The organism is Streptomyces sp. NPDC048436 (genome assembly GCF_043200355.1).
Classification (GTDB): Bacteria; Actinomycetota; Actinomycetes; order Streptomycetales; family Streptomycetaceae; genus Streptomyces.
The window spans coordinates 342414-368809 of record NZ_JBICXP010000005.1 but is presented as its reverse complement, the minus strand read 5'-3'; the positions used below and the strand labels follow the sequence as shown (position 1 = coordinate 368809).

18 protein-coding genes are annotated in these 26396 nt (G+C 71.4%); 6 read left to right on the top strand and 12 right to left on the bottom strand.

The annotated features are described in order from the left end of the window. Positions 1 to 76: 76 nt before the first annotated feature. Both purH and purN read right to left on the bottom strand, forming a co-directional pair. Positions 77 to 1663, bottom strand: coding sequence for a bifunctional phosphoribosylaminoimidazolecarboxamide formyltransferase/IMP cyclohydrolase (purH, locus tag ACGFX9_RS20195; RefSeq protein ID WP_393473359.1), 1587 nt, complete (start codon positions 1661 to 1663; stop codon positions 77 to 79). Beyond that, positions 1660 to 2289: a phosphoribosylglycinamide formyltransferase gene (purN, locus tag ACGFX9_RS20190; protein ID WP_393473355.1), complete on the bottom strand. Its 630-nt coding sequence runs from the start codon at positions 2287 to 2289 to the stop codon at positions 1660 to 1662. Before purN ends, purH begins: the two co-directional genes overlap by 4 nt. A 243-nt stretch (positions 2290 to 2532) precedes the next feature. On the opposite strand from purN, the gene ACGFX9_RS20185 reads away from it, so the two are divergent. Then, positions 2533 to 3369 (top strand): hypothetical protein, encoded by an 837-nt coding sequence (locus ACGFX9_RS20185; protein WP_393473353.1) that lies wholly within the window; start codon positions 2533 to 2535, stop codon positions 3367 to 3369. A gap of 132 nt (positions 3370 to 3501) precedes the next feature. On the opposite strand, the gene ACGFX9_RS20180 is transcribed toward ACGFX9_RS20185, so the two are convergent. Then, positions 3502 to 5112 (bottom strand): DUF6350 family protein, encoded by a 1611-nt coding sequence (locus ACGFX9_RS20180; RefSeq protein ID WP_393473350.1) that lies wholly within the window; start codon positions 5110 to 5112, stop codon positions 3502 to 3504. Positions 5113 to 5270: 158 nt separating this feature from the next. On the opposite strand from ACGFX9_RS20180, the gene ACGFX9_RS20175 reads away from it, so the two are divergent. Beyond that, a complete protein-coding gene (locus ACGFX9_RS20175; protein WP_393473347.1) occupies positions 5271 to 6530 on the top strand; it encodes a helix-turn-helix domain-containing protein in 1260 nt (419 codons plus the stop codon). Positions 6531 to 6676: 146 nt separating this feature from the next. Here the strand turns inward: ACGFX9_RS20175 and sucD are convergent, their stop codons facing one another. The 7 genes from sucD to ACGFX9_RS20140 all read right to left on the bottom strand — a co-directional run bounded on the left by sucD (position 6677) and on the right by ACGFX9_RS20140 (position 16458). After that, the gene (gene sucD / locus ACGFX9_RS20170) at positions 6677 to 7561 is read right to left on the bottom strand and encodes a succinate--CoA ligase subunit alpha (protein ID WP_393473344.1); all 885 of its coding nucleotides are present in this window, start codon (positions 7559 to 7561) and stop codon (positions 6677 to 6679) included. 20 nt (positions 7562 to 7581) lie between these two features. Continuing rightward, positions 7582 to 8760: an ADP-forming succinate--CoA ligase subunit beta gene (gene sucC / locus ACGFX9_RS20165; protein ID WP_393473341.1), complete on the bottom strand. Its 1179-nt coding sequence runs from the start codon at positions 8758 to 8760 to the stop codon at positions 7582 to 7584. A gap of 338 nt (positions 8761 to 9098) precedes the next feature. Continuing rightward, positions 9099 to 10148, bottom strand: a complete 1050-nt coding sequence (locus ACGFX9_RS20160; RefSeq protein WP_393473338.1) for a hypothetical protein — start codon at positions 10146 to 10148, stop codon at positions 9099 to 9101. A gap of 112 nt (positions 10149 to 10260) precedes the next feature. Then, entirely contained in the window at positions 10261 to 11172 is a 912-nt protein-coding gene (locus ACGFX9_RS20155; protein ID WP_393473335.1) for a hypothetical protein, read from the bottom strand. Positions 11173 to 11310: 138 nt separating this feature from the next. Then, the gene (locus tag ACGFX9_RS20150) at positions 11311 to 12495 is read right to left on the bottom strand and encodes a VWA domain-containing protein (protein WP_393473983.1); all 1185 of its coding nucleotides are present in this window, start codon (positions 12493 to 12495) and stop codon (positions 11311 to 11313) included. A gap of 212 nt (positions 12496 to 12707) precedes the next feature. Continuing rightward, positions 12708 to 15230, bottom strand: a complete 2523-nt coding sequence (locus tag ACGFX9_RS20145; protein ID WP_393473332.1) for a DUF5682 family protein — start codon at positions 15228 to 15230, stop codon at positions 12708 to 12710. Positions 15231 to 15267: 37 nt separating this feature from the next. Continuing rightward, positions 15268 to 16458 (bottom strand): AAA family ATPase, encoded by a 1191-nt coding sequence (locus ACGFX9_RS20140; protein WP_393473329.1) that lies wholly within the window; start codon positions 16456 to 16458, stop codon positions 15268 to 15270. Positions 16459 to 16613: 155 nt separating this feature from the next. Here ACGFX9_RS20140 and ACGFX9_RS20135 point away from each other — a divergent pair, with 155 nt between their 5' ends. Both ACGFX9_RS20135 and ACGFX9_RS20130 read left to right on the top strand, forming a co-directional pair. Beyond that, entirely contained in the window at positions 16614 to 17993 is a 1380-nt protein-coding gene (locus ACGFX9_RS20135; RefSeq protein WP_393473326.1) for an SWIM zinc finger family protein, read from the top strand. Positions 17994 to 18088: 95 nt separating this feature from the next. Next, entirely contained in the window at positions 18089 to 19765 is a 1677-nt protein-coding gene (locus ACGFX9_RS20130) for a DUF5691 domain-containing protein (protein ID WP_393473323.1), read from the top strand. A 306-nt stretch (positions 19766 to 20071) separates the two neighbouring features. Here ACGFX9_RS20130 and ACGFX9_RS20125 read toward each other — a convergent pair whose 3' ends face one another. Then, positions 20072 to 20488 (bottom strand): cobalamin B12-binding domain-containing protein, encoded by a 417-nt coding sequence (locus ACGFX9_RS20125; RefSeq protein ID WP_393473320.1) that lies wholly within the window; start codon positions 20486 to 20488, stop codon positions 20072 to 20074. Positions 20489 to 20892: 404 nt separating this feature from the next. Between ACGFX9_RS20125 and ACGFX9_RS20120 the strand changes: the two genes are divergently transcribed. Together ACGFX9_RS20120 and ACGFX9_RS20115 are read left to right on the top strand one after the other, a co-directional pair. Continuing rightward, positions 20893 to 21747 carry a lipase family alpha/beta hydrolase gene (locus tag ACGFX9_RS20120; protein WP_393473318.1) on the top strand — a complete coding sequence of 285 codons (855 nt, stop codon included), beginning with the start codon at positions 20893 to 20895 and terminating at the stop codon, positions 21745 to 21747. A 227-nt stretch (positions 21748 to 21974) separates the two neighbouring features. Further along, positions 21975 to 23636 carry a peptidoglycan DD-metalloendopeptidase family protein gene (locus ACGFX9_RS20115; RefSeq protein WP_393473315.1) on the top strand — a complete coding sequence of 554 codons (1662 nt, stop codon included), beginning with the start codon at positions 21975 to 21977 and terminating at the stop codon, positions 23634 to 23636. A 21-nt stretch (positions 23637 to 23657) separates the two neighbouring features. Here the strand turns inward: ACGFX9_RS20115 and pcrA are convergent, their stop codons facing one another. Next, the gene (gene pcrA, locus ACGFX9_RS20110) at positions 23658 to 26177 is read right to left on the bottom strand and encodes a DNA helicase PcrA (RefSeq protein WP_393473313.1); all 2520 of its coding nucleotides are present in this window, start codon (positions 26175 to 26177) and stop codon (positions 23658 to 23660) included. Positions 26178 to 26396 lie beyond the last annotated feature (219 nt).

Below are 26396 nucleotides of genomic sequence, written 5' to 3'. Positions count from 1 at the left end.
GTTTTACAGCCACGGGCCGTGTCCCCCTTCAGGGAGGGACACGGCCCGTGGTCTGTCGCTCTCAGCGCGGCCCCGCTCAGTGGAAGAAGTGCCGCGTCCCCGTGAAGTACATCGTCACGCCCGCCTTCTTCGCGGCCTCGACGACCAGCTCGTCACGGACCGAACCGCCCGGCTGCACCACGGCCTTGACGCCCGCGGCGGTCAGGATCTCCAGGCCGTCGGGGAACGGGAAGAACGCGTCCGAAGCGGCGTACGCACCGTGCGCGCGCTCCTCGCCCGCCCGCTCGACGGCGAGCTTCGCGGAGTCGACGCGGTTGACCTGACCCATGCCGACGCCGACCGACGCGCCGTCCTTGGCGAGCAGGATCGCGTTGGACTTCACCGCGCGCGATGCCTTCCACGCGAAGGCCAGCTCGGCCAACTCGCCCGCGTTCAGGGCGTCGCCCGTGGCGAGCGTCCAGTTGGCGGGGTTGTCGCCGTCCGCCTGGAGGCGGTCGGTGACCTGGAGGAGCGCGCCGCCGTCGATCTGCTTGACCTCAACGGAGTTGGACGGGGCCGTGTGCGCGCGCAGGACGCGGATGTTCTTCTTCTTGGTGAGGGCTTCGAGGGCGCCGTCCTCGTACTCCGGCGCGACGATGACCTCGGTGAAGATGTCGGCGACCTGCTCGGCCATCTCCTTGGAGACCGGGCGGTTGACCGCGATCACACCGCCGAACGCGGAGAGCGGGTCACAGGCGTGCGCCTTGCGGTGCGCCTCGGCGACATTCGCGCCGATCGCGATGCCGCACGGGTTGGCGTGCTTGATGATCGCGACACAGGGGTCGTCGTGGTCGTACGCGGCACGGCGCGCGGCGTCCGTGTCCGTGTAGTTGTTGTACGACATCTCCTTGCCGTGCAACTGCTCGGCCTCCGCGAGGCCGCCATTGCCGTCGACGTAGAGGGCGGCGCCCTGGTGCGGGTTCTCGCCGTAGCGCAGGACGTTCTTGCGGGCGTACGCGCTGCCGAGGAACTCGGGGAAGTCCGTGCCGTCCGACGCGTAGTCATCGGCGAACCACGAGGCGACCGCGAGGTCGTACTCGGCGGTGTGGCGGAACGCTTCGGCGGCCAGGCGCTTGCGTGCGGTCAGGTCGAAGCCGCCGTCGCGGACCGCGGCGAGCACGTCGGCGTACCGGTCGGGGCTCGTGATGACCGACACCGAGGGGTGGTTCTTGGCGGCGGCGCGGACCATCGAGGGGCCGCCGATGTCGATCTGCTCGACGCACTCGTCGGGCGTCGCGCCCGAGGCGACGGTCGCCTTGAAGGGGTAGAGGTTCACGACGACCAGCTGGAACGGCTCGATGCCGAGCTCGGCGAGCTGGTTCCGGTGGTCGGCGAGACGCAGGTCGGCGAGGATCCCGGCGTGCACGCGCGGGTGCAGCGTCTTGACCCGGCCGTCCAGGCACTCGGGGAAGCCGGTGAGCTCCTCGACCTTGGTGACGGGCACCCCGGTGGCGGCGATCCTGGCCGCGGTCGAACCGGTCGAGACGAGCTCGACGCCTGCCTCGTGCAGACCGCGCGCGAGCTCCTCGAGTCCGGTCTTGTCATAGACGCTGATGAGCGCGCGCTTGATGAGGCGCTGCGAGTCCTGCGAGCCCTGCGCGTCCTGCGTACCTTCGGCGGTCACGGGATAGATACCTTTCGTCCCTCAATGCGGTAGCCGTTACGGGCCAGACGCCCCACGACATCGACGAGCAGCCTTCGCTCGACTTCCTTGATGCGCTCGTGCAGAGCGCTCTCGTCGTCCTCATCCCCGACCGGGACCACGCCCTGGGCGATGATCGGGCCGGTGTCGACGCCGTCGTCGACGAAGTGGACGGTGCAACCCGTGACCTTCGCGCCGTACGCGAGCGCGTCGCGCACACCGTGGGCCCCCGGGAAAGCGGGCAGCAGGGCGGGGTGCGTATTGACGAACCGGCCGCCGAACCGTGCGAGGAATTCCTTCCCCACGATCTTCATGAACCCGGCCGACACGACCAGGTCCGGCTCGTACGAGGCGGTCGCCTCGGCCAGAGCCGCGTCCCACTCGTCGCGGGTCGCGTGGTCCTTCACCCGGCAGACGAAGGTGGGGATCCCGGCGCGCTCGGCGCGCTCCAGGCCGACGATGCCGTCGCGGTCGGCGCCGACCGCGACGATCTCGGCGCCGTAGCCCGCCGCCCCGTCCGTCGCGATCTTGTCGAGCAGAGCCTGCAGATTCGTGCCTGATCCGGAGACCAGCACGACGAGGCGCTTGGCCACAGGGCTCTTGGCCACAGCGGGGCCCTTTCTCGGGAGGTGCGTCTTTGTAGGGTCGTACAAAGGCTTCGCACCCCGCGATACGGGGAACTCTACGAAGCGGCCGACCGTCAGCAACGATACCGGCACACGGTGCGGCCCCTCACGGGACGGGGGCGCGGCCGGAAGGTAGCGTCTGCACCAAGACCTGCACCAAGACGTCACAACGTCCAGAAGCTCGCTCAGCCAAGCCTGCTCAACCAAGGGGAAGACGCACACCTGATGCCGGACCGTAGCCTTCGCCTCCCGCTGTCCTTCGCGTTCGGGTTGACGCACGCAGGGGAGCGCGGCTCGACGCTGCTGCGCGACGGCCGCCCGTCGTCCCCGCCGCAGGACTCCCAGGACTCCGGGGGCTCCGGCGGCTCCGACAGCTCCGACAGCTCCGACAGCTCCGGGGACAAGGACGACAATCCCTTCGCGCCGCCGCCGGAAGGGACGCCGGACCAGCCGTGGCGGCCCCGCCCGGGCAAGGGCGGCGACTCCCCGGACGACCAGGGCCGTTCCCCTTGGGGCAGCCAGTGGAGCGACCGGCAGCCGGGGCGCTCCCAGGGCGGCGGCTTCGGCGAGCGGCCCGGCCAGCAGGGTGGGGGGCCTGGCACGGAGGGGCCTTCCGGGTCCGGTCCTGGCTCCGGTTCCGGCATGCGCTGGGACCCGACGGACCCGGCCCAGCGCCGCGCGCGCTACGCCCTGCTCTCGGGCATGTGGGCCTTCTTCTTCGCGCTCTTCGGCTGGCGGTACGTGGCGCTGCTCCTCGGCGCGCTCGCGCTGAACTGGGGCATCAGCTCGCTGCGGGCGAAGCAGAAGCAGCCGGACCCGACGGCACCGGCCCCGCAGCCCGCGGCCGACCCCGCGAGCACGAAGCCGCAGACCACGGCGGCGGTGAGCGGCCTGGTCACGGCGTCGCTCGCGCTGGCGATGGTGGCGGCGACGTTCGCGGCACAGCTGGTGTACCGCGACTACTACACGTGCGTGAGCGACGCCCTGACAAGCCAGTCGAAGCAACAGTGCAACGACCTCCTGCCGAAGGAACTGCGCCCGCTGCTGGGCGAGCGCGACTGATCCTGACCGGGCGGGGGTTCGGCTTCACCAGAGGTGCGGAAACTGCGGGGCAATCCGGTGGGCGGGCTTGGTGAGGGCGGCACAGGGGGGCACCGCACCGCTCGGCCGACGCGCGACGCGCAACCACCCCCCTCAGGTACCCGGAGGGGGTTCCTCCCTGTTCGCCTCCCTCAGCGCTGCCCAGCGGGCCTCTCGGGACGCGTCGTCGTGCCAGTCCGACCCTCCCCAGTCCGACGCACCCTCAGCCGGGGTCTGCGGCAGGAAGTCGTACGGCTCGTACTGGTCCGGGGTGGTAGTCGGCTCCGGGGTCTGCGGGCGGCGGAGGCGTAGGCGGAGAGTGGGGCTCGGCAGGCGCACGCCGGAGAGGGTGGGGCGAGGCACGTGCACGCGGGGCATCCTCGGGAGTCCGATCCACGCCCAGCGCGACGCGTCCCGGCGTCTGCGCAGTCTCCATGCCCGCATCACCAACGCGCCCGGCACCCCCATGACTCCCGTCCACGCCAGCGCCGCGCCCCCCGTCCGCCACCACACCGGCCCGAATTCGGCCAGGCCTGCCACGCCCATCGGCCCGCCCGCCAGCGCCGCGAGCCCCGCGAGCGCCGCCCCGCACAGCACCGCCGCCCACCCCGCGACCAGCGCCGTCCGCCCCCGTGACCACGCCTCGTCCCGCTCTCCGGAGGCAGGCGCCGCCGCCGCCGCCGTGAACCACGCCACCGCGATCCCCGCCGCGAACGGCACCGCACCCGACGCCCACGTCCACGGCGACCCCGGCCCCTCCTCCGGCACCGCCGCCAGCAGCGGGAACGCCGGCAGCAGCGGCACCGAACCCATGCCGAGCGGCGACGCCAGGGTCCCCGTGCCGAGCATGAAGCCGGGGCCGAGGCCGTACGCCGCGCCCCACACCGCCGCGTTCGGCACCAGGGCCACGGCGAGCAGCAGCACCGCGAACCTGCCCGACCACACGTCCGTGAGCTGCGCGAACGACGCCTTCGCCAAGCCTCCGTGCAGCACGAGGGACACCGCGACGAGGAGCGCTCCGCCGCCGACCAGCACCACTGTCCCGGCCGCCCCCGCCCGCGTGACGGCGCGGAGGTGCCGTCGTACGAAGAAGGGGCGTACGAGGAAGGAACGCACGCCGCCCGGCAGCGCGCGAATGCCGCCCCGCACCACACCCGGCAGCGGCCCCTGCGGCCGGCCGAGCGCCGTCCACACCCCCAGCGCCGCCACGACCGCCACGAGCAACGGCAGGTGCAGGGCCGCGCTCGGCCAGGACGGCCGCAGCTCGCCCCCGGCGGCGTACAGCGTCGCGGCGGCGCCGACCAGCAGGTAGCCGCCGGCCACCCCGCACCACGCGGTCCGCGCCGCCGCGCTCCGCTCCTCCGGGTCCGCCGCGTCCCGTGCCGCTCGGTGCACAAGCCAGCCCGGCAGCACCATCAGGAGAAGGGGGGTGACGCCGACCGGCGCGGGCGCCCCGGAGAGCGTGTCCGTCCTGATCAGCTCCGTGCCGTGAGCGATCAGCCACAGCGAAGCCGCGACATGAAGCGCCCCGTCGGGCCCGCTGTCCGGGTAGGGCGAGCTGGTCCAGAGGACCATCACCAGGACGGCGCACGAGCCGAGCCCGAGCCCGGCCGCGACGGCCCCTCCGAACAGGCATGCGGCAAGACCGGGTGAGCGGTCCCGCGCCCTGTCGAACAGCGGTTTGAGGGGCGTCAACGGAGAGCTGCGGTAGGTGGTTCCAGTCACGGCGCCATGCTCCCAACGACACGCGCTTTCTTCCTGTAACAGGCGAATACCGGATGTGTCGCTCAATATATGTTTATGTACTTTTTCGTACGGCGGATCAGCCGCGCCCGGCAGCCCGCCGCACGATGGCCCACGGCCCACGGCGCGGAGAGTCCCACATGACCCAGAGCCCTGCCGCCCCCAAGCGCTCGACGCGGAACGCGCAGGGAGGACCCCCCTCGTTGCCGCCGCCCAAGGCGCGCCGCCGCCTGCGCGAGGCGAAATCCCTGAGCCAGGCCGAACTCGCCGCGAAGATCGGCGTCACGCGCGAGACGGTCCGCTCCTGGGAGTCGGGCCGCACAGCACCCCGTGGCCGCAGGCTCAAGATCTACACGAGGCTGCTGGCCGAGATGGCGAACGAGCAGGCCGTCGCGGACACCCGCCCCGGGCGACGGAACGGCTGGGCCAAGCACCTGGCCCCGGCGGCCGAAGCCACCGATACCGCCGATACCGCCAAGAGCCGCAAGTCCCCCGCGCGCATCCCGGTGGGCGCGGCGATGAACGGCCTCCCCACACGGCCCTTGACCACCACCGAGGCCGCGGATCCGAAGCCTGAGCTTGAGCTTGAGCGGCCCGCGGCAGCGACCCCCGCCGAAGCCTTCGACGCCCTCTGCGCCACCTGCTCCCCCGGCCTCGTACGCCAGACCTATCTGCTCACCGGCCGCCGCATCCTCGCCCAGGAATCCGTGGAGCGCGCCTTCCAGCTGGCCTGGCAGCGCTGGCCCGAAGTCGCCGTGGACCGTGACCCGGCGGGCTGGGTGCGCGCGGCGGCGTACGAGTACGCGATGTCCCCCTGGCACCGCCTCCGGCCCGCCCTCCGGCAGTCCGACGCCCCGCCCGCCGCACCGGCCGACCGCGCCTTTCTCGACGTACTGCTGAGTCTGCCGCCCGCGCAGCGCCGCACCCTACTGCTCTACGACGGCATCGGGCTCGACCTTCCCGAGACCGCCGCCGAGACGGAGGCGAGCACGCCCGCGACGGCGAACCGTCTCCTGAACGCGCGCGAGGCGGTCGCCGAACGCCTGCCCGAGCAGGCGGCGACCCCCGACGACCTGCACCGGCGCCTCGCCGAACTCTGCGCCGCGGAGAAGCTGCGTGCCCCGAACGCGGGCCGGGTCCGCACCGGAAGCGAACACCGCGCCCGCTTCTGGACCCGCACGGCGATCGCCTTCACCGCCCTGATCGTCGGCGCGACGGCCCTCACCCTGAGAACGGCCCCCACGCGCTACGAACCGCCCCAGGCCCCGGGAAAGGCCATCAGCGGAGTACCGCCACGGATGGGCCCGGGGCCTCTGACGTACACGGACCAACTCCTGCACAGGAAGCTGCGCGAGGACCTGAGAAGCGGCCCGGAGAGACTGACGCCGCAGGCGAGGTGAGGCTTCTCGGGGGCGCCCCGTAAGGGGCGCGGGGCTGTGACATATGCGGCTCCGCCGCGTGCGCGCGATCAGCCACGACGCACCCGCAGGACAACAAAAAGCGGGCCCGCACCTCACAGAAGGTGCGGGCCCGCTTTGAACACTGCTCAGCCCGCGAGAATGGCCCGCGCAAGCTTCGCCGTCTCGGTCGGCGTCTTGCCGACCTTGACGCCCGCAGCCTCAAGCGCTTCCTTCTTGGCCTGCGCGGTGCCGGAGGAGCCGGAGACGATGGCGCCGGCGTGGCCCATGGTCTTGCCCTCGGGCGCCGTGAAGCCGGCGACGTAGCCGACGACCGGCTTCGTCACGTTGGCCTTGATGTAGTCCGCCGCACGCTCCTCGGCGTCGCCGCCGATCTCACCGATCATCACGATCAGGTCGGTGTCGGGGTCGGCCTCGAACGCCTCCAGGGCGTCGATGTGCGTCGTGCCGATGACCGGGTCGCCACCGATGCCGACGGCCGAGGAGAAGCCGAGGTCACGGAGCTCGTACATCATCTGGTACGTCAGCGTGCCGGACTTCGAGACCAGGCCGATGCGGCCCGGCTTCGTGATGTCGCCCGGGATGATGCCGGCGTTCGACTGGCCCGGGGTGATGAGACCGGGGCAGTTCGGGCCGATGATGCGGGTCTTGTTGCCCTTCGACTTCGCGTACGCCCAGAAGGCGGCGGAGTCGTGGACGGCGATGCCCTCGGTGATGACGACGGCGAGGGGGATCTCGGCGTCGATCGCCTCGACGACGGCGGCCTTGGAGAAGGCCGGCGGCACGAAGAGGACGGACACGTTGGCGCCCGTGGCCTCCATGGCCTCCTTGACCGACCCGAAGACCGGTACCTCGGTGCCGTCGAAGTCGACCTTCGTGCCCGCCTTGCGGGGGTTCACGCCGCCGACGATGTTGGTGCCGTCACCGAGCATGAGCTTGGTGTGCTTCATGCCCGTGGCACCGGTCATGCCCTGGACGATGACCTTGCTGTCCTTGTTGAGGAAGATAGCCATGGCTGTTTAGTCCCTCGTCCTTACTTCGCGGCCGCGAGCTCGGCGGCCTTGTCGGCCGCGCCGTCCATGGTGTCCACACGCTGTACGAGCGGGTGGTTGGCGTCGCTCAGGATCTTGCGACCCAGCTCCGCGTTGTTGCCGTCGAGGCGCACGACCAGCGGCTTGGTGACTTCCTCGCCCTTGGACTTGAGCAGCTCGAGCGCCTGGACGATGCCGTTGGCGACCTCGTCGCACGCGGTGATGCCGCCGAAGACGTTGACGAAGACGGACTTGACGTCCGGGTCGCCCAGGATGATCTCCAGGCCGTTCGCCATGACCTCGGCCGAAGCGCCGCCGCCGATGTCGAGGAAGTTGGCCGGCTTCACGTTGCCGTGGTTCTCACCGGCGTACGCGACGACGTCGAGGGTGCTCATGACGAGACCCGCGCCGTTGCCGATGATGCCGACCTCGCCGTCCAGCTTCACGTAGTTGAGGTTCTTGGCCTTGGCGGCAGCCTCGAGCGGGTTGGCTGCGGCCTTGTCCTCGAGCGCCTCGTGGTCGGCCTGGCGGAAGTCGGCGTTCTCGTCGAGCGAGACCTTGCCGTCGAGGGCCAGGATGCGGCCGTCCTTGGTCTTCACCAGCGGGTTGACCTCGACGAGGAGCGCGTCCTCGGCGACGAAGGTGTCCCACAGGGTCACCATCGCCTCGGCGACACCCTCGGCCACCTCGGCCGGGAACTTCGCCTGGGCCACGATCTCGCGGGCCTTCTCGATGTTCACGCCCTCGACGGCGTTGACCGGGACCTTCGCGAGGGCCTCGGGGGTCTTCTCCGCGACCTCCTCGATGTCCATGCCGCCCTGCACCGACGCCATGGCGAGGAAGGTGCGGTTGGTGCGGTCGAGGAGGTACGAGACGTAGTACTCCGCCTCGATCTCCGGGGACAGCTCGGCGATCATCACCTTGTGGACCGTGTGGCCCTTGATGTCCATCCCGAGGATGTCCGTCGCGCGAGCGACGGCCTCGTCCGGGGTGTCGGCCAGCTTCACGCCGCCGGCCTTGCCGCGGCCACCGACCTTCACCTGTGCCTTGACGACCGACTTGCCGCCCAGCTTCTCGGTGGCCTCGCGCGCCGCCTCAGGCGTGTCGATGACTTCACCGGCCAGCACCGGTACACCGTGCTTGGCGAAGAGGTCCCTCGCCTGGTACTCGAACAGGTCCACGCGCGTCCGTCCCTTTTCCGTGATCTCGCTGCGATCTCGCTGCTTTGTGGTCAGCTGTCTGCGTGGGCGTGCCGCGGAGGGCAACGTGACTGCGCTGTCACAAGAGAGGCGTAGGACGGAGTCCGGTACGCGGCATGTCCGTCTCGCAGGTTATCGCCGTGGGACGTGCGTCCCTAAATCGCAGATCACATTTGGGCGGTGATGACTGTCACAGATCGCGCCCTCACGGTGGCCCGGGTGGAGAGGTGAGCGGCCCCTGGGGTTCCAGGGGCCGCCTGTTTGCACCTGTTTGCGCCTGTTACGGCTGTGTGGGGCGCTCGTGCGTCACACGCACGTGGTCAGCCGTTGTACGTGGCGTGGTGCGTGGCGTTGTAGGTGGCGTGATGCGTGGCGTTGTGCGTGGCGTGATGCGTGGCGTTGTACGCCTGCTCGTACGTCGGCAGGTAGCTCGGGGCCACCGAGTCGGCGACGCCCTGGGCACCGGTGACGGCGTTCCGGGCGAGCGACCGCGCGTCGGGGGCGACGGTGCCGGTCAGGTCCTGCGCGAACGGCGAGACCTGGCCGCCGACGCCACCGGCGAACGGCTGGACGTCGCCCGTGACCCCGTACGCAAGCTGGTCCGCGCTGCCGCCGACCCCCTGCACGACGGGCCGCACCTGGTCGGCGACCGTCTGCACGAGGGGCGAGACCGAGCCGACGACACCGCCCGCGAAGGGCTGGACGTCGTCGGCGACGACACCCTGCGCGAACGGCGGGACCTCGCCGACAACGCCACCGGCGAACGGCTGGACGTCACCCGTGACGCCCTGCCCCAGGTAGGCGACGTCGTGCACGGCCTGCCCGGCGACCGGCACGACACCGTCGACGGCGGTGGCGGCGACGGGCGGCAGCACGGAGGCGGCGGTCTCGTCGACGATGGGGGCGGCCTTCGTCGTGGCGTTCGCCGGGGCGGTGGTCGCGGCGGTCGTCGCGGCGCTCTCGAGGTCCGGGGCGAAGGCGGAGAGGGGGCCGAAGAGGTAGTCGACGGAGTCTTCGGGGGTGTGGGCGTCGGGGGTGGTGATGTGGGGAAGGTCGGCCTTCGGGGCGGCGGGCTCCGGGGCGGCGGTCTTCGCTTCCGTGACGGTGGACTTCGCGTCGGCCACGGTGGACTTGGCGCCGGCCTTGGCGCCGGCCTTGGTGTCGGCCACGGTGTCGGCCACGGTGGACTTCGCCTCACCCCGGACGTGGGCGACGTCGCCGGTGACGTCCGCGACCGCGTCGGACGCGTGGTCCGGCAGGGCGACGGAGTGCTGGGGCAGCTCGTCCGCGCTGGCCACGGCGGAACCGAGGGCCCACGCGCCCGTGACACCGGCGGCTATGACGATGGAACGACGGATGTTCTTGTTCATGCGTGCTTCAGATCCTTCGAACTCTGGCTGTGAATCCGACCCGGATACGTCCGGTCGGCGGGCAGACCTGTGCCACCCCCGCGCGGCAGGTCTTCGCGGGGAAAGGGCTGCCCTAGCCAGGGAATTCGGGAATGTCCCGGTGTCTGTCGCGGATCGTGGCGGGAACCTGCGAGGCCCCGCCACCCTGCAGAAGCCGCACCGGCGCCCGGCTGCCCGGCGAGGCGGCACACGGATCACCGTGCCGCGTGGAACCACCGTCACCGGCCGACTGCCCGCCCAGCGTCCGCCCAGGATCACCGGGTACGGGGAACGGCTCGTGCCCAGTGGAGCGATCGGCCTCGTCCAAGCTGCCGCCACCGCACGAGTCGCCGCCGGGCACCGATCCACCGGTCGGGTACGCATAGCCGGGCTGCGCAATTCCAGTGCCGTACGCGGACTCGCCCCGTGCCCCGGACGCCTTCCGCGCCTGGTCCGCGTGAGCACCCTGGGGTGACGGGGGCTCGGCGCCGGAGTCGTCACCGGCGTCCGCGTCACCGCCGGTGGCGGGCGCGGGCTGCGGCAGCTCGGGGGCGGCGGGGACGGCGGGGAGGCTGGGGAGGGCAGGGAAGGCGGGCCGCTCGGGCGCCTCGGGCAGCACCCGCGAGGGCGTACCGCCGAGAACTCCGCCGACCTCATCGACGACTGGCCGCGCAACGTCACGGCCGGCACGCCCGACGGGCTCGGCAGCACCGCCACCGGCACCGCCATCAGCCGCTGCATCAACGGCACCGACTGCATCAGCCACATGCCGCCCGGCCACCCGCTCACGCACCGGTTCCGTCGCCCGTGCCGGTTCCGTCACCCGCACCGACTTCACACGCTCCGGAGCCGGCACCCCGTCCGCCGCCTGCGCCCGCTCACCGCAGAGGAAGCCCAGCGCGAGCAACCCGGCGAGCAGCACCACCACTTGCAGCGCACGCCGCCCGGCCACCGCGCGCACCATGCGCACAGCGGCATCAGGCAGAGCAACTGCTACGGGAGTCAAGACGAGGAAGTTCCTCTAGTGGGACGGGCCTGTGGGGGGGGCGGGCCTGTGGGGGGGCCGGCCTGTGGGGGCAGGCCTCTGGGGCAGGTGAAGCCCGCCGATCCTGCACGGACCGCCCGTCCTCGCGCAAGTCCTCCGTTACTGATGCGTATTCATGTCCGGTATGGGAAGGGGCCGCTTCTCGATCGCCGCCGCCATCACCTCCGGGAAGAGATCCGGGGTGCACGCGAAGGCCGGAGCGTCCAGCGCCGCCAGCGCTGCCGCGTGCTCTCTGTCGTACGCGGGTGTCCCCTCGTCGGAGAGCGCGAGCAGCGTCACGAACTGCACCCCGGACGCCTTCATCGCCGCGACCCGCTTCAGCATCTCGTTGCGTATGCCCCCTTCGTAGAGATCGCTGATCAGGACGACCACCGTGTCGGCGGGCCGGGTGATCTGCGACTGGCAGTACGCGAGCGCCCGGTTGATGTCGGTCCCGCCGCCCAACTGCGTGCCGAACAGCACGTCCACCGGATCGTCGAGCTGATCGGTGAGGTCGACGACATTCGTGTCGAAGACGACGAGCCGCGTGTTGAGCGACCGCATCGACCCGAGCACGGCACCGAACACCGAGGCGTAGACGACGGACGCGGCCATCGAGCCCGACTGGTCGATGCAGAGGATGACCTCCTTCTTCACGGACTGCGACGCCCGCCCGTACCCGACGAGCCGCTCCGGCACGATCGTCTTGTACTCCGGCAGGTAGTTCTTGAGGTTCACCGCGATCGTGCGGTTCCAGTCGATGTCGTGGTGACGCGGCCTGCTGACGCGGGCGCTTCGGTCGAGCGCACCGGTGAGGGTGGCCCGGGTACGCGTGGCCAACCGCTTCTCCAGGTCCTCGACCACCTTGCGTACGACGGCCCGCGCGGTCTCCTTGGTGGTCTCCGGCATGGCCTTGTTGAGGGAGAGAAGCGTCCCCACCAAGTGCACGTCGGCCTCCACGGCCTCCAGCATCTCGGGCTCCAGAAGCAGCGCGGAGAGGCCGAGGCGTTCAATGGCGTCGCGTTGCATGACCTGGACGACGGACGAGGGGAAGTACGTACGGATGTCCCCGAGCCAACGCGCCACGGACGGCGCGGACGCCCCGAGCCCCGCCGAACGGTCCCGGTCCCGCCCCTTCTTACCCTCGCTCCCTCCCCCGTACAGCGCACTGAGCGCGCCATCCATCGCGGCGTCCTGCCCCGCGAGCGCACACCCCGTGCCGTCCGCCGCGTCCCCGCCCAGCACAAGCCGCCACCGCCGCAGCCGCTCCCCGGCCGTGTCCTTGATCGCCTCGGCCGTCGGGATCGGCGCCCGTGACACCTCGCCGGGCAAGGCGCCGTACAGCGTCGCCGCCACGTCGCCGCTTTCCGCCCCGCCCAAAGCCCCACCTTCCAAGCCCACTCGCGCCTCTCCCACTACCTGCCCCTGCCACCCGCCCTGCTTCTCCTCGGACCCCCCGCCCGACGCCACTCCCACCCCACCGCTCCACACCACGCCCCGCACTCGGTCCTGCCCCATCAGCCCGCCCCCACAAGGTCGTTACCGCCACCTGGACTTCCGGCACTTCCCGCACTTCCAGCCCTGTCGTCACCGCCCGCGTCGCCCCCAATGTCATCCGCCCCAGCCCCAGCCCCGCTCCCGGCCCCCGCCCCGATCCCGAGTAACAGCCCCACCACCGGCAGCACCGAATCCGCACGCGCGCCGTCCAGCTCCGGCGAGAAACCGGGTATCGCCCCCGCGGCCGTCAACGTGCTGTCTCCGCTGCCCGCCGGCCCCCGCCGCACCAGCTCGCCCAGCGTCCGCCGCACCCCTGGTTCGTACGCCGAGAAGGTGCGCCGCAGCAGCGGCAGTACGTCGGTGAAGGCGCCGTCCGGCACTCCGCTCAGCCAGTCGTCGACCAGGCCAAGCAGCCGCTCGTCGTGCACCAGCAGCATGCCGCCACCGGAGCCCCCGCCGACGAACCCCTCTATCCACGCCGCGGCTTCGGCCGGCTCGGTCCCCCGGGACAGGGCCAGGCCCATGAGCCTGGCGGCCTCCCCCTCGCCCAGCTCTCCGCCGTCCGTAAGGAGCCGCACGCACCGGCCCCGCACCACCCCGGCCACACTGTCCCGCTCCCCCAGCACCCGCAGCACGGCTCGCCACCGCGCCCGCATACCGGACCGCCCCGCCGCCCGAGGCGCCTCCGCGTCCCCCTCGCCCAGCTCCCCCAGCTCCCCCAGCTCCCCCAGCAAGCCCACCGCCAGGTGCACCGCGTCGACATGCCCCCGCATCTCCAGCGCCGCGTCCTGATCAAGTCCGGCGCAGGCCGGGGGCAGCCCGACGAAGATCCGCTCGGCGAGGCCCACGGCCACCTCCCCGAGGGCCACCGTGTCCGTCCCCCGCACATCCCCGTACCGAAGGGACCGCACCAACGCGGGCAACGCCTGCGCCAAGTGCCCCACGTCCACGTCCAGCGCCGCCCGGTCCGCGAGGACCCGCATCACCACGGGCAACGCGTCCGGCAGTTCGGCCAGCAGACACCGCTCGGCCAGCGCGGTCACGTCGGCGAGCGCCCCCGCCCCGATGGCGTCCGCCTCCACCTTGGCGGTGGCCGCGGCAAGCACCGTGGTCCCCCACACCCCCGCCTCCGCCACTCGCACGGAAAGCTCCGGCTCCCACCGCAGTCGCCAGGTCTCGCGGAACGTACCCGTACTCCCCCGAGACTGAGCGGGCTCGCCCCAGCCGATCCCCAGCAGCCGCAGCCGGTGCAGCAGTCGGCTGCGCGCCGCGTCCGTCTCCTTGCGCAGGTCGAGCTCCAACTCCCGCTCCAGCGCCTCCGGTTTGAGCCGGAGTTTCCTCTGGAGCCGGGTGAGGTCACGCTGCAACGGCACCGCCGGCGCCGAATCCGGCACCTCCCCCAGGACGTCCCCGACGACGAGCTTGTCGTGCACCAGGGACAGCGGCACGTCGGACCCCTCGCACATCACCGCCCGGATCGCGTCCGTCATCTCGGTGAGCCCCGGCAGCGGACGCCCCCGCATGGCGGCGAGGGTGTCCGCGAGCCGCACCGCCTCGATGACATGCGCGGACGACACGAGCCTGTCCTCGTCCCGCAGGAGCCGCGCGACCTTGGTCAGCCAGCGCTCGACGGGCCGGTCGGGCGCGCTGAACAGATGCCCGTACCAGCCGGGCGACGCGATCCCCGCGCCGTATCCGCTGGCCCGGGAGAGGCGGCGGTGCGTCCAGGGCACCCAGGTCATGTCGACCTTCACCTTGGGCAGGCCCTTGAGCAGCGCCCGGTCGGCCGCCACGGTCACCTTCTGCCGCAGCGCGGGCACATGCCAGGCCCCGCACACGACCGCAACACCCCCGCCCCCGAACTCCCGCTGGGCCGCACGCACTTGAATGCGCATGTACGCCTCGCGCACCAGGTCACGGTCGTGCCCGCCGCTCCCGTACTCCTCGCGCAGCACCCCCATGGCGTCGCCGAGCGTCTCGAACGGCGCGAACGCGTCCGCGCCCGCAGCCCGGTGCTCGACGACGTCCTCCCACCACCGCTCCGGATCGTCGTACCCAGCGGTCTCGGCGAGCACGGCGAGCGGGTCAATACGTACAGCCTCCGTGTCCCCCGCCTCCGTGTCCTCCGCCTCCGTATCGTCCGCGTCCGTGTCCCCCGAAGCCCCGGATTCGCCCGGCGCCTCCTCCGCCCGCGCCAGCGCATGCGCCGCCGGAAGATCCATGAACCGGACCGGGACTCCGGCCGCCGCGGCCCACTTGATCGCCACCCACTCCGGCGAGAATTCGGCCAGCGGCCAGAACGCCGAACGGCCCGGTTCGTCCACCACATGCGCCAGCAGCGCGACCGGCGGCCGCATCCCCTCGTCCGCGGCCAGCGGCACCAGTGCGTCGGCCTCCGGCGGCCCCTCGATCAGGACCACGCGCGGCGCGCCCTGATCGAGCGCGGCCCGCACCGCACGCGCCGACCCCGGCCCGTGATGCCGCACCCCGAGCAGCAACGGCCCTTCGCCCGGCTGTGTTTCTCCCCGCACCTCATCGCTCATGTCCGCCCCCTCTCGCCCTCACCCGCACCGGCCACCGTCACGCACTCACCTCACGGCAAGCGCGGTAGAAGTCCTTCCAGCCGTCACGCTCACGGACCACCGCCTCCAAGTACTCCTGCCAGATCACCCGGTCCGCAGCCGGGTCACGGACGACCGCGCCGAGGATGCCCGCGGCGACATCACCGGGGCGCAGTACGCCGTCCCCGAAGTGGGCGGCCAGCGCAAGGCCGTTGGTGACGACGGATATCGCCTCGGCCGTCGAGAGCGTGCCGCTCGGCGACTTCACCTTCGTACGACCGTCGGACGTGACTCCGTCCCGCAGCTCACGGAAAACGGTGACGACACGGCGTATCTCGTCGATTCCCTCGGGCCCGGCGGGAAGGTCGAGCGAGCGCCCGATCTGGTCGACGCGGCGCGAGACGATGTCGACCTCGGCGTCGGCGCTCTCCGGCAGCGGAAGGACCACCGTGTTGAAGCGGCGGCGCAGCGCGCTCGACAGGTCGTTGACCCCGCGGTCGCGGTTGTTGGCCGTGGCGATGAGGTTGAAGCCGCGTACGGCCTGCACCTCCTGGCCCAGCTCCGGTATGGGAAGGGTCTTCTCCGACAGGATCGTGATCAGCGTGTCCTGTACGTCGGCGGGGATACGGGTCAGCTCCTCGATCCGCGCAGTCATTCCGTCCGCCATGGCCCGCATGACAGGGCTGGGCACGAGCGCGTCGCGGCTGGGGCCGTGCGCGAGCAGCTGCGCGTAGTTCCAGCCGTACCGGATCGCCTCCTCCGGCGTCCCCGCCGTGCCCTGCACGAGCAGCGTCGAATCTCCGCTGACTGCGGCCGCCAGATGCTCCGACACCCACGTCTTCGCGGTGCCGGGCACGCCGAGCAGCAGCAGGGCACGGTCGGTGGCGAGGGTGGTGACGGCCACCTCGACGAGTCGGCGCGGCCCCACGTATTTCGGCGAGATCACTGTCCCGTCGGGCAGCGTGCCACCGAGCAGATATGTCGCGACGGCCCACGGCGAGAGCCGCCAGCGGGCGGGCCTCGGCCGGTCGTCCTGCGCGGCGAGCGCGGCCAGTTCGGCAGCGAAGGCGCCCTCGGCGTGCGGCCGCAGCACCTCCGGCTCCCCCGCGGGCGAGGCTGCGGAAACGGACGCCAATCCAGCGGACGCAGCGGACTCAGCAGGTTCGGACGCAGGTTGGTTATCGGTCGTCGAGTCGACGGACACGGTCATGGAGCGATCCCCCTCCAACTCGTCCGGACGCATCTGGCCCGGATGTGATTCCAACCGTGCACCACGCCACTGACAATCGACCCTCGCACGTCGCTGACCTGCACAGACATCGAGACCAGCGCCGATTGTCAGTGCCGGGATCTACCTTCGATGACATGACTCAGCAGGGGGTGCGCTGGACGACGGATCAGGTGCTCGCACTGGCGCCTGACGTGCCGTCACGCAAGGCGGGAAGCAGACTCGGCGTCGCCGGCCCTTGGTCGGAGGCAGGCAGTTCGGGCGAGGGGACGGTATGGGGACTGTGCAAGGGAAGTGGCAGCAAGCCGTATCAGACGGTCGTCGACATCGCGGATGCCACGGGCGCGGCGGGCCCGGCGTACAAATGCAGTTGCCCGAGCCGCAAGTTCCCGTGCAAGCACGCACTCGGGCTGTTGCTGCTCTGGGCGACAGCGGATGGCGCGGTGCCAGACGGGCAACGGCAGCCGCCGGACTGGGCGGACGAGTGGCTGGCGGGGCGCCGCAAGAGAGCGGATGCGAAGGGGACTTCGGACGCCGCACCAGCCTCACCACCCGCTGATCCCGAGGCCGTGCGCCGCAGGGCCGAGCGGCGCGCCGAGCGCGTCACGGCGGGGGCGACGGAGCTCGAACAGCGCCTCGCGGATCTGCTGCGCGGCGGCATAGCCTCCGCCGAACAGACGGGGTACGGGCTGTGGGAAGAGACCGCGGCCCGCATGGTCGACGCGCAGGCGCCCGGTCTTGCCGCGCGTGTGCGGGAGTTGGGGACCATTCCCTCCTCCGGGCCCGGCTGGCCGGTGCGGATGCTGGAGGAGTGCGCGCTCCTCCACCTCCTCGACCAGGGCTGGCTGCACCGTGAGCAACTGCCGGATGCCCTGGCGGCCACGGTCCGCTCCCGCATGGGCCTGCCCACGCGGGCGGAGGGGCCGGCGGTGCGGGACCGCTGGCTGGTGCTCGCGCAGTACGACATGGCGGACAGCAAGCTCACCACCCGCCGGATCTGGCTGCACGGCGCGGAGTCGGGGCGGACGGCGCTGCTTCTGTCGTACGGAGCCGCGGGCCGCGCACCCGCGCTCGCGCTGCCGGTCGGCCTGGCACTCGACGCCGAGCTGACCGCGTACCCGGGCGCCGGGCAGCTCAGGGCCGACCTGGGGGAACAGTTCGGCGCTCCCGCACCCGCGACGTCCCGGCCGCCAGGCATACGGACAGAGGAGGCCGCGAGCCGCTACGGAGGAGTGCTGCGGGAAGACCCCTGGCTGGATTCCTGGCCGGTGACACTCAGCGAAGTCATACCGACGCCCGACGCGACTCCCGACACCGACGGCTGGCAACTGGCGGACGCGGATGGTTCCGCGGCCCTGCCCATCACCCCTTCCGCGGCTTCCCGGCCGGGACTGTGGCGGCTGGTCGCACTCTCCGGAGGCGCTCCGGTGACGGTCTTCGGCGAGTGTGGCCACCAGGGTTTCACTCCTCTGACGGCCTGGCCGCGCGGAGCGGGGGAGGCGGTGGCCCTGTGCTGACCGTGGCCCGTGTGGCCCGGGGGCCCTGGCTCAGGACAGCACCGCAGACACACGCAAGCCCCGAAAGCCGCGAAAGGCCCGAGAGAGGAGACCACATGACCGGCACCACCGCACTCGCCGAAGCCACCGTCACCCCGTGGGAAGACCTGGTCACCGCCGCGCTCCTCGGCACCGACCGCCGCACACCCCCCGTGAGTACGACGGGCAGAGACGCACCCACCGCCCTGCTGGACGCGGCTGCCGTGCAGACCGTCCGGCGCAGAGCAGGACTGCGCCCCGCACCCGCCGCCGCCCGGCCCGAACCGGCGGCGGACGACCCGAGGCCTCTGGTGCCGCCCACCGCACGGCGCAGGCTCGCCACGCTTCTCACCGAGCACCCCGGGGCGAGCAGCGGCGGACGCCGTGGCGCGGTGCCCGACCTGATGGAGCTGCTGCCCCAGTGGCTGGCGCTGGCCAACGACAGAGGCTTCGCCGCACCCCCCGAGCTGCTTCCCGCGCTGCTGAACGCGGCCCGTGGGCGCACGGATCTGCGGCCGCAGGCCCTCGTCTTCGCGGGCCCGCGGGCCCTGTGGCTCGCACGGCTCAACCCCGACTGGAAGTTCGCGCTCCGCTCCACCCCCGGTGGCGGCGTGGCCCTGCCCGCACCTGAAGAGACGGGGCAGGTCCAACGACTCTGGGAGGAGGGTTTGTTCGCTGAACGTGTCGCGCTGCTCGGCGCGGTGCGCTCCCATGACCCGGCCGCGGCGCGGGAGCTGCTCGTCAGCACCTGGGGCACGGAGCGGGCGGAGGACCGCCTGATGTTCCTCGACTCCCTGCGCACCCACCTGTGCGATGAAGACGAGCCGCTCCTGGAGCAGGCGCTCACCGACCGCAGCCGCAACGTCCGCGCCACGGCGGCCGAACTCCTCTCCGCCCTCCCCTCATCCGCCCTCGCCGCACGGATGGCGGACCGGGCGGCCTCATGTGTGGCCATCGACCATGCGAACGGCACGAAGAGCACGCCGATGCTCACGGTCGAGGCGCCGCACGAGTGCGACGCCGGCATGGAGCGCGACGGCGTCACCCCGAAGCCACCCACCGGCCGGGGCGAACGCTCCTGGTGGCTGGGTCAGTTGGTGGAGGCGACCCCGCTCGGCACGTGGCCGGAGCGGCTCGGCGGCCGGACCCCGGCCGAGATCGTGGCGCTGCCGGTGGCCGACGACTGGCAGAGCGAGCTGCACGCCGCATGGTGCCGCGCGGCCGTGCGACAACGCGACGCGGTCTGGTCCCGGGCACTCCTCGGCGCGCCCGCGTCCCCCGGCGCCGCGGGGCCCGGCGCGGCGTCGCTCGCCGAACGTGCGAAGCTCCTGGCCGCGTTGCCTGCCGGGGAGCGGGCCGACTGGGTCGCGGGGTTCATCGCTGCGCACGGCCTCTCGGAGGCGTTCCAGCTGCTCGGCGTGTGTGCACTGCCGTGGTCGGAACCGCTGGGGCGGGCGGTGGTGGACGCGCTGAACATCGCGCGGGACGCGGGGAGTTACCCCTGGAGCTTCAGCGGGGTGATGGGCCTGGCCGAGCGCTGTCTGGACCCGGCTGAGGCGGTCCGCCTCGACTTGCTGACCGCGGTCCCGGACGAGCCGGAGGACGCCTCCCCCGGAGCGGGCGGCTACTGGTCGGAGGCTTTCCAGCGCCTGGTCAGTACGTTGCGTCTGCGCGCGGCGATGCGGGCGGAGCTGGGCGCGGAGCCAGGGAAACCGGGCTCGGCGCCGGAAGATACGGGGGTGCCGCCATCGTAGGCACCCTCACGGACGAGCTGAGGCAGCCGGACACGCCCCCGCAGCCGCCGAGGCAGCCGGACACCCCCGCCGACGAGCGAAGCCGGCCCGCCGCCCTCGCCGAAACACAGAGGCAAGAAGCTCCCCCCGCCGAGCCGCGGAGAACTCCCTCCGCCCCCGGCGAAGCCCCCGAGCCGCTCAGCCACCCCGGCCGAAACCCGCAGTCATTCACGCACCCCTGCCGAACCCCGGACGCACACACCCGCCCCCGCCAAGCCCCGGAGGCACACACCAACCCCCGCGCCCCTCACCGACCTGCGAACCCTCTCAGGCCCCCGCCGTCTGCCGGACATTCGCCCGTACCCAGTCCACGATCGAGGCAGTCGTCGCCCCGGGGGTGAAGATCTCCGCGACGCCCTTCTCCTTGAGCGGCGCGATGTCCGCTTCGGGGATGATGCCGCCGCCAAAGACCTTGATGTCCTCCGCGTCGCGCTCCTTGAGGAGCTCGATCACGCGCGCGAAGAGCGTGTTGTGCGCGCCGGAGAGGATGGACAGGCCGATCGCGTCGGCGTCCTCCTGGATCGCGGTGTCGACCACCTGCTCGGGCGTCTGATGCAGGCCGGTGTAGATGACCTCCATACCGGCGTCACGCAGTGCCCTCGCGATCACCTTGGCTCCGCGATCATGACCGTCGAGCCCCGGCTTGGCGACCACCACGCGGATCGGACCGGCTGCCACACCCATCACTGCCTCCATGTACCGATATCCATCTGTCCAAGCACTGGCACCCCGTGCCGCACCGGCAGGGGAAGTGAACGAACGTTATCCCCAGCATCTCGCACCCGGCAGTTTCACGGTGGAGAGCGAGGGGGAAATCACACGATGGGACACGTTCGCTGCGCGCCACTCCCGTATCCGGCGGTAAACGGACCGTATCCGGGACGGCGCAAGGGGAGCCGCTATGAGGTGGCCGCGCCACCGCGCCGTCAGCCGCACGGCACGGCGGAGCGGCGCATCGGCGATCGCGCCGGTATGCGGGGCGCCACCGGCGCCGACCACGCGCCGCCGTACAACCTCTGTCACGCCTCCCCACTATGGGCACACGGGGGCCAGAGCCGTCCTCCCGCGTGCCGACCGGGAGGTCGACCATGACCATCACGAGGGTCCTGCCCTTTCACCCGCCCTGCCTTCAGCTGCCCGCCAGACTGGCGGGACTCTCCCTGGCCCTGCTGAAAGCGACCGCGCTGGAGGTGGCGATTCTCGCCGGACACCTCCTCCTCTACCCCTCGGGCATCGCCCAGGAACGCAGGATCGCCGCCGAACTGCCGCCGCCCGGCACCCCCCGCCTCCCGGCGGAGAGCAGGCCGCCCGTCGTCCTCCTGCACGGCTTCATCGACAACCGCTCGGTCTTCGTCCTCCTGCGCCGCTCCCTGGCCCAGCACGGCGGCCGGCCCGTGGAGTCCCTCAACTACTCCCCCCTCACCTGCGACATCCGCACTGCCGCCGAGCTGCTCGGCCGCCATATAGAGGAGATCTGTGAGCGCACGGGCCATGACCAGGTCGACATCGTCGGGCACAGCCTCGGCGGCCTGATAGCCCGCTACTACGCCCAGCGTCTGGGCGGCGACGTACGCGTCCGCACACTGGTCACCCTCGGTACCCCACATGAGGGAACGCGGGTCGTGCCGCTGGCCGACGCGCACCCGATCGTGCGCCAGATGCGCCCCGGCTCGGACGTGATCGAGGAGCTGCGCGAGCCCGCACCGGGCTGCCGCACCCGTTTCGTGAGCTTCTGGAGTGACCTCGACCAGTTGATGGCCCCCCTTAAGACGGCGTGCGTCAACCACCCCGACCTGATCGCCCAGAACGTACGCGTCTCCGGTATCGGCCACCTCGCGCTGCCCGTGCACCCCGCGGTCGCCGCCGGCATCCGCCACGCCCTCGACGTGCCTGCTGCGGGGGTGCCCGAGACGGGTGCGGTGAACGGACTGACCGTGGCCTGAGCAGAGGCTCCCCGCACGTTCCGGCGCGTTCCCGCGCCCCCCGTCAGCGGAAATCAGTCGAACGTATCTCGAACGCAGGGCCAAAGCTGTGCCCACAGTCCGCCGAAAGGCGGCCGAATGCCCGTTTCCTGAGACCGTGAAACCTGACGAAGATTGTCGCGCCCGCGTACCGCCGGGTACAGTCACCGCACTGCTCTGCCCCTGCTGTCGAGGCGAAAGAGAAGTTGGTGAACGACCGACCCCCGTCGGGGACCTCAACACCCCCGGCCTCGGCACCCGCCGACTACGCGCCCTACGCGGCGTATGACCAGCAGAGCACCCAGCACGGCGCTTACACCGGGTACGACGGCTACTCAACCGCCTTCGAAACCACCGGTAGTTACGCGGCGGCAGGTCCGGACACCGGAAGTTTCGCGTCCGACCCGCTCTTCGGCGACATGCCCGGCAGCTCCCACGACACCGGCCAGTGGTCCACCACGGGCACGCAGCAGACGCTCAACTACGACCCGTACGCCGCGCAGCACCAAGCCGCGTACGACACCAGTGGTTACGAGACCGGCGGCTACGAAACCGGCGCCATGTGGTCGACCGGCGGCTATCAGCACCTCTCCGCCGACATCCCGGCGCAGGCTGGCCCCGACACCACCGTGGGGGTCCCCCCGGACGGGGTCTGGGGGAGGGACACCTCCACGTGGGACCAGCCGCAGCAGACCGGCCAGTGGGAGACCCAGGCCTTCGACACCGGCGCGTACGACGCGACCGCGTGGAACTCCGGCGGCCAGGACATGGCGTACGCGGCCCCCGAGGCACATGAGGCCTACGGCACCCCTGAAACGCATGAGGCGTACGGGACTTCCGAGGCGCACGGGTCGTACGAGGCCCAGGACACGCCCGGCATGCCGGAGACACCAGACTCGTATGAGGCGCCGGAAACGTACGGGCATTCGCCTTACGACACCGGGTCCTATGCCTCCGAGTCCCACCCCTCCGGGCCGCACTCCCCCGATCCCTATGCCGAACCGGCCCCCACCGAGCACGAGTTCGCCTCTCACCAGGCAGCCTCCGACACACTCGGCCCGGTCGAGCCCAGCCACCACAGCGCCGCCGGTGACGACGAGCCGCCGGTCATGGACCGTGCGCACGGCTCCCGCTCGCGCGCCCGCCGCCGCTCCCCCGCCAAGCGCTCCGCCCTCTTCACCATCGCGGTGCCCTCCGCGTGTGTGATGGGCGTCGCCGGTATCGCCGCCGCCTCCGTAGGCAGCCTCGGGAGTGACGAGGGCAAGGAGACGCAGGCGTCGGCCCCCGACCCCACGTCGGTGAAGCCCTCCGCCGTCAACAACAAGCTCGACACCCAGCTGGCGAACCTCTCCGCGGACGCGGGTGACTTCGCCGACCGCGCGAGCCGCACCCAGGAGCGCATCGACCTCAAGGCGGAGAAGGTGGCCGCCCAGAAGAAGGCCGCCGAGGAAGCCGCGCGCAAGGAGCGTCTGCGCCCCAAGTTCGCGCTGCCGGTCAAGCAGCACGGGCTGAGCGCCTATTACGGACAGGCGGGCGTCAACTGGATGTCCGCGCACTCCGGGATCGACTTCCCGGTGTCGTACGGCACCGAGGTGCTCGCCGCCACCGACGGCACCGTCTCCACGAAGTGGAACAGCGCCTACGGCAACATGGCGATCGTGACCGCCAAGGACGGCACGGAGACGTGGTACTGCCACCTCTCCACGCACAAGGTCTCCAGCGGCCCCGTGAAGGCCGGCGATCCCATCGCCTTCTCCGGGAACTCCGGCAACTCCACCGGACCGCACCTGCACTTCGAGGTGCGCCCCGGCGGCGGCTCGGCGATCGACCCGCTGCCGTGGCTGCGCAGCCACAACCTCGACCCGACGTAACTCCGGCCGCCGCCCGCGGCGTTACAGCTTTTCCACCGGCGCGTACCGCAGCAGCAGCCGCTTCGGCTTCGGCTCTCCGAAGTCCACCGTCGCCTCGGCGTTCGCGCCCGTGCCCTTCACTCCGACCACGGTCCCGAGACCGAACTGGTCGTGCGTGACCCGGTCTCCGATCGCCAGTGCGACCACCGGCTTCTCCGAGGCACGGCGCGTGGCGAAGCCCTGCGCGCCCCCGGTGCGTGAGCGCGACGACGACAAGGAGGAGGCGATTCCCGCCGCGGGCCCGGAGGACGCCGGCGCGCCGGCGGAACCCTTCCGCTTCCAGTCCAGATGGGCGTCCGGGATCTCCTCCAGGAAGCGCGACGGCGGGTTGTACGAAGGCTGTCCCCAGGCGCTGCGCATCGAGGACCGCGTCAGATACAGCCGCTCCCGCGCGCGCGTGATGCCCACGTACGCGAGGCGGCGCTCTTCCTCCAGCTCCTTGACCTGGCCGAGGGAACGCATGTGCGGGAAGACACCGTCCTCCATGCCGGTCAGGAAGACGACGGGGAACTCCAGGCCCTTGGCGGTGTGCAGGGTCATCAAGGTGATGACTCCGGAGCCGTCGTCCTCCTCGTCCGGGATCTGGTCCGAGTCGGCGACAAGGGCGACCCGCTCCAGGAACTCGGACAGCGTGCCCGACACCCCCGCGCCGGCACCCGCGCCCTCTCCGCCCTCGGGCTCCCCCGCGGTCTCGGCTTCCGCTGTACCTTCCGCAGCACTGCTGTCCTGCTCGAACTCCAGGGCCACGGCGGCGAGTTCCTGGAGGTTCTCGATGCGCGTCTCGTCCTGCGGGTCGGTCGAGGCCTGCAACTCGGCGAGATAGCCCGTCCGTTCGAGCACGGCCTCCAGGACGACGGCAGGGCCCGCGCCGGACTCGACGATGGTCCGCAGCTCCTCCATCAGCGTGTTGAAGCGCTTGACGGCGTTCGCAGAGCGGGCCGCCATCCCGTACGCCTCGTCGACCCGCTTCAGGGCCTGCGGGAAGGAGATCTTCTCGCGCTGCGAGAGCGCGTCGATCATGGCCTCCGCGCGGTCGCCGATGCCCCTCTTCGGTACGTTGAGGATGCGCCGCAGCGGGACGGAGTCCTCCGGGTTGGCGAGCACGCGCAGATACGCGAGGACGTCCCGGACCTCCTTGCGCTCGTAGAAGCGGACGCCGCCGACGACCTTGTAGGGCAGACCGACGCGGATGAAGATCTCTTCGAAGACACGGGACTGCGCGTTCGTCCGGTAGAAGATCGCGACGTCGCCCGCCTTCGCGTCGCCCGCGTCGGTGAGCCGGTCGATCTCGTCGGCGACGAACTGCGCCTCGTCGTGCTCGGTGTCGGCGACATAGCCGGTGATGCCCGCGCCCGCGCCCGCGTTGGTCCACAGGTTCTTGGGGCGGCGGCTTTCGTTGCGCTCGATGACGGCGTTGGCCGCGGTCAGGATCGTCTGCGTGGAGCGGTAGTTCTGCTCCAGGAGGATCGTCGTCGCGTTCGGGTAGTCCTCCTCGAACTGGAGGATGTTGCGGATCGTGGCGCCACGGAAGGCGTAGATCGACTGGTCCGCGTCACCGACGACACACAGCTCGGCGGGGTCGTCACCCTCGCCTCCGGAGGGGCCCACCAGCTCGCGCACAAGGGCGTACTGAGCGTGGTTGGTGTCCTGGTACTCGTCGACCATCACGTGCCGGAAGCGACGGCGGTAGTGGGCGGCGACGTCCGGGAACGCGCGGAACATGTTGACCGTCGTCATGATCAGGTCGTCGAAGTCGAGGGCGTTCGCCTCGCGCAGCCGCGACTGGTACATCGCGTACGCCTGGGCGAGCGTCTTCTCGAAGCCGTCCGAGGCCTGGCCGGCGAAGGTCTCCTCGTCGATCAGCTCGTTCTTCAGGTTCGAGACCTTGGCACTGAAGGACTTCGGCGGGAACTTCTTCGGGTCGATGTCCAGGTCACGGCAGACCAGCGCCATCAGCCGTTTGGAGTCGGCGGCGTCGTAGATCGAGAAGGAGGAGGTGAAGCCGATCGTCTTCGACTCACGGCGCAGTATGCGCACGCACGCGCTGTGGAAGGTCGACACCCACATCGCGTTGGCCCGCGGCCCGACGAGCTGCTCGACGCGCTCCTTCATCTCGCCCGCGGCCTTGTTCGTGAACGTGATCGCCAGGATCTGCCCCGGGTGCACGTGCCGCTCGGCCAGGAGATACGCGATGCGGTGCGTCAGGACCCTGGTCTTGCCGGAGCCGGCGCCCGCGACGATGAGCAGCGGGGCGTCCGCGTGCACGACGGCCGCGCGCTGGTTCTCGTTCAGGCCGTCCAGCAGGGCCGCCGGGTCGATGACGGGGCGCGGGGCGCCGTCGCGGTAGTGCGCGTCCCGGGGTACGGGCGCGTCGAACTTCCCGCCGAACAGATCATCCGGAATGGGTTCCGGAGCACTGTCCTCGGGCGGCGGGGGCTCTTCCTCCGAGGCCCGCGAGGGCTTGAGGTCCGCCAGGAAGCTGTCATCAAAGAGGCTGCTCATCGCCTCCCGAGTCTAGGCGGCCCCACTGACAACCCGCTCCGGGTTCCGGCCACCTCATCCGCCTACGCCCCGCCCGCGGACGGTCACGTTCCGCAACGGCACGGCGTGCCCGCGTCAAGAGCTTCGTAAAGTAACGAAAACGTATCGGGCATATCGAACATCAACCTTCACACGGAGCACACGAGTTGGCTAGCGTGCTCCGCGGGCTGCTCGTACTTC

What these genes read in the sequence shown, in the direction of transcription:
- ACGFX9_RS20140 (WP_393473329.1), bottom strand. Translation starts at nt 16,458, where the DNA reads ATGACCGTGTCCGTCGACTCGACGACCGATAACCAACCTGCGTCCGAA.
- ACGFX9_RS20120 (WP_393473318.1), top strand. Translation starts at nt 20,893, where the DNA reads ATGACCATCACGAGGGTCCTGCCCTTTCACCCGCCCTGCCTTCAGCTG.
- ACGFX9_RS20160 (WP_393473338.1), bottom strand. Translation starts at nt 10,148, where the DNA reads ATGAACAAGAACATCCGTCGTTCCATCGTCATAGCCGCCGGTGTCACG.
- ACGFX9_RS20130 (WP_393473323.1), top strand. Translation starts at nt 18,089, where the DNA reads ATGACCGGCACCACCGCACTCGCCGAAGCCACCGTCACCCCGTGGGAA.
- ACGFX9_RS20135 (WP_393473326.1), top strand. Translation starts at nt 16,614, where the DNA reads ATGACTCAGCAGGGGGTGCGCTGGACGACGGATCAGGTGCTCGCACTG.
- ACGFX9_RS20145 (WP_393473332.1), bottom strand. Translation starts at nt 15,230, where the DNA reads ATGAGCGATGAGGTGCGGGGAGAAACACAGCCGGGCGAAGGGCCGTTG.
- ACGFX9_RS20185 (WP_393473353.1), top strand. Translation starts at nt 2,533, where the DNA reads ATGCCGGACCGTAGCCTTCGCCTCCCGCTGTCCTTCGCGTTCGGGTTG.
- sucD (WP_393473344.1), bottom strand. Translation starts at nt 7,561, where the DNA reads ATGGCTATCTTCCTCAACAAGGACAGCAAGGTCATCGTCCAGGGCATG.
- ACGFX9_RS20125 (WP_393473320.1), bottom strand. Translation starts at nt 20,488, where the DNA reads ATGGGTGTGGCAGCCGGTCCGATCCGCGTGGTGGTCGCCAAGCCGGGG.
- pcrA (WP_393473313.1), bottom strand. Translation starts at nt 26,177, where the DNA reads ATGAGCAGCCTCTTTGATGACAGCTTCCTGGCGGACCTCAAGCCCTCG.
- ACGFX9_RS20175 (WP_393473347.1), top strand. Translation starts at nt 5,271, where the DNA reads ATGACCCAGAGCCCTGCCGCCCCCAAGCGCTCGACGCGGAACGCGCAG.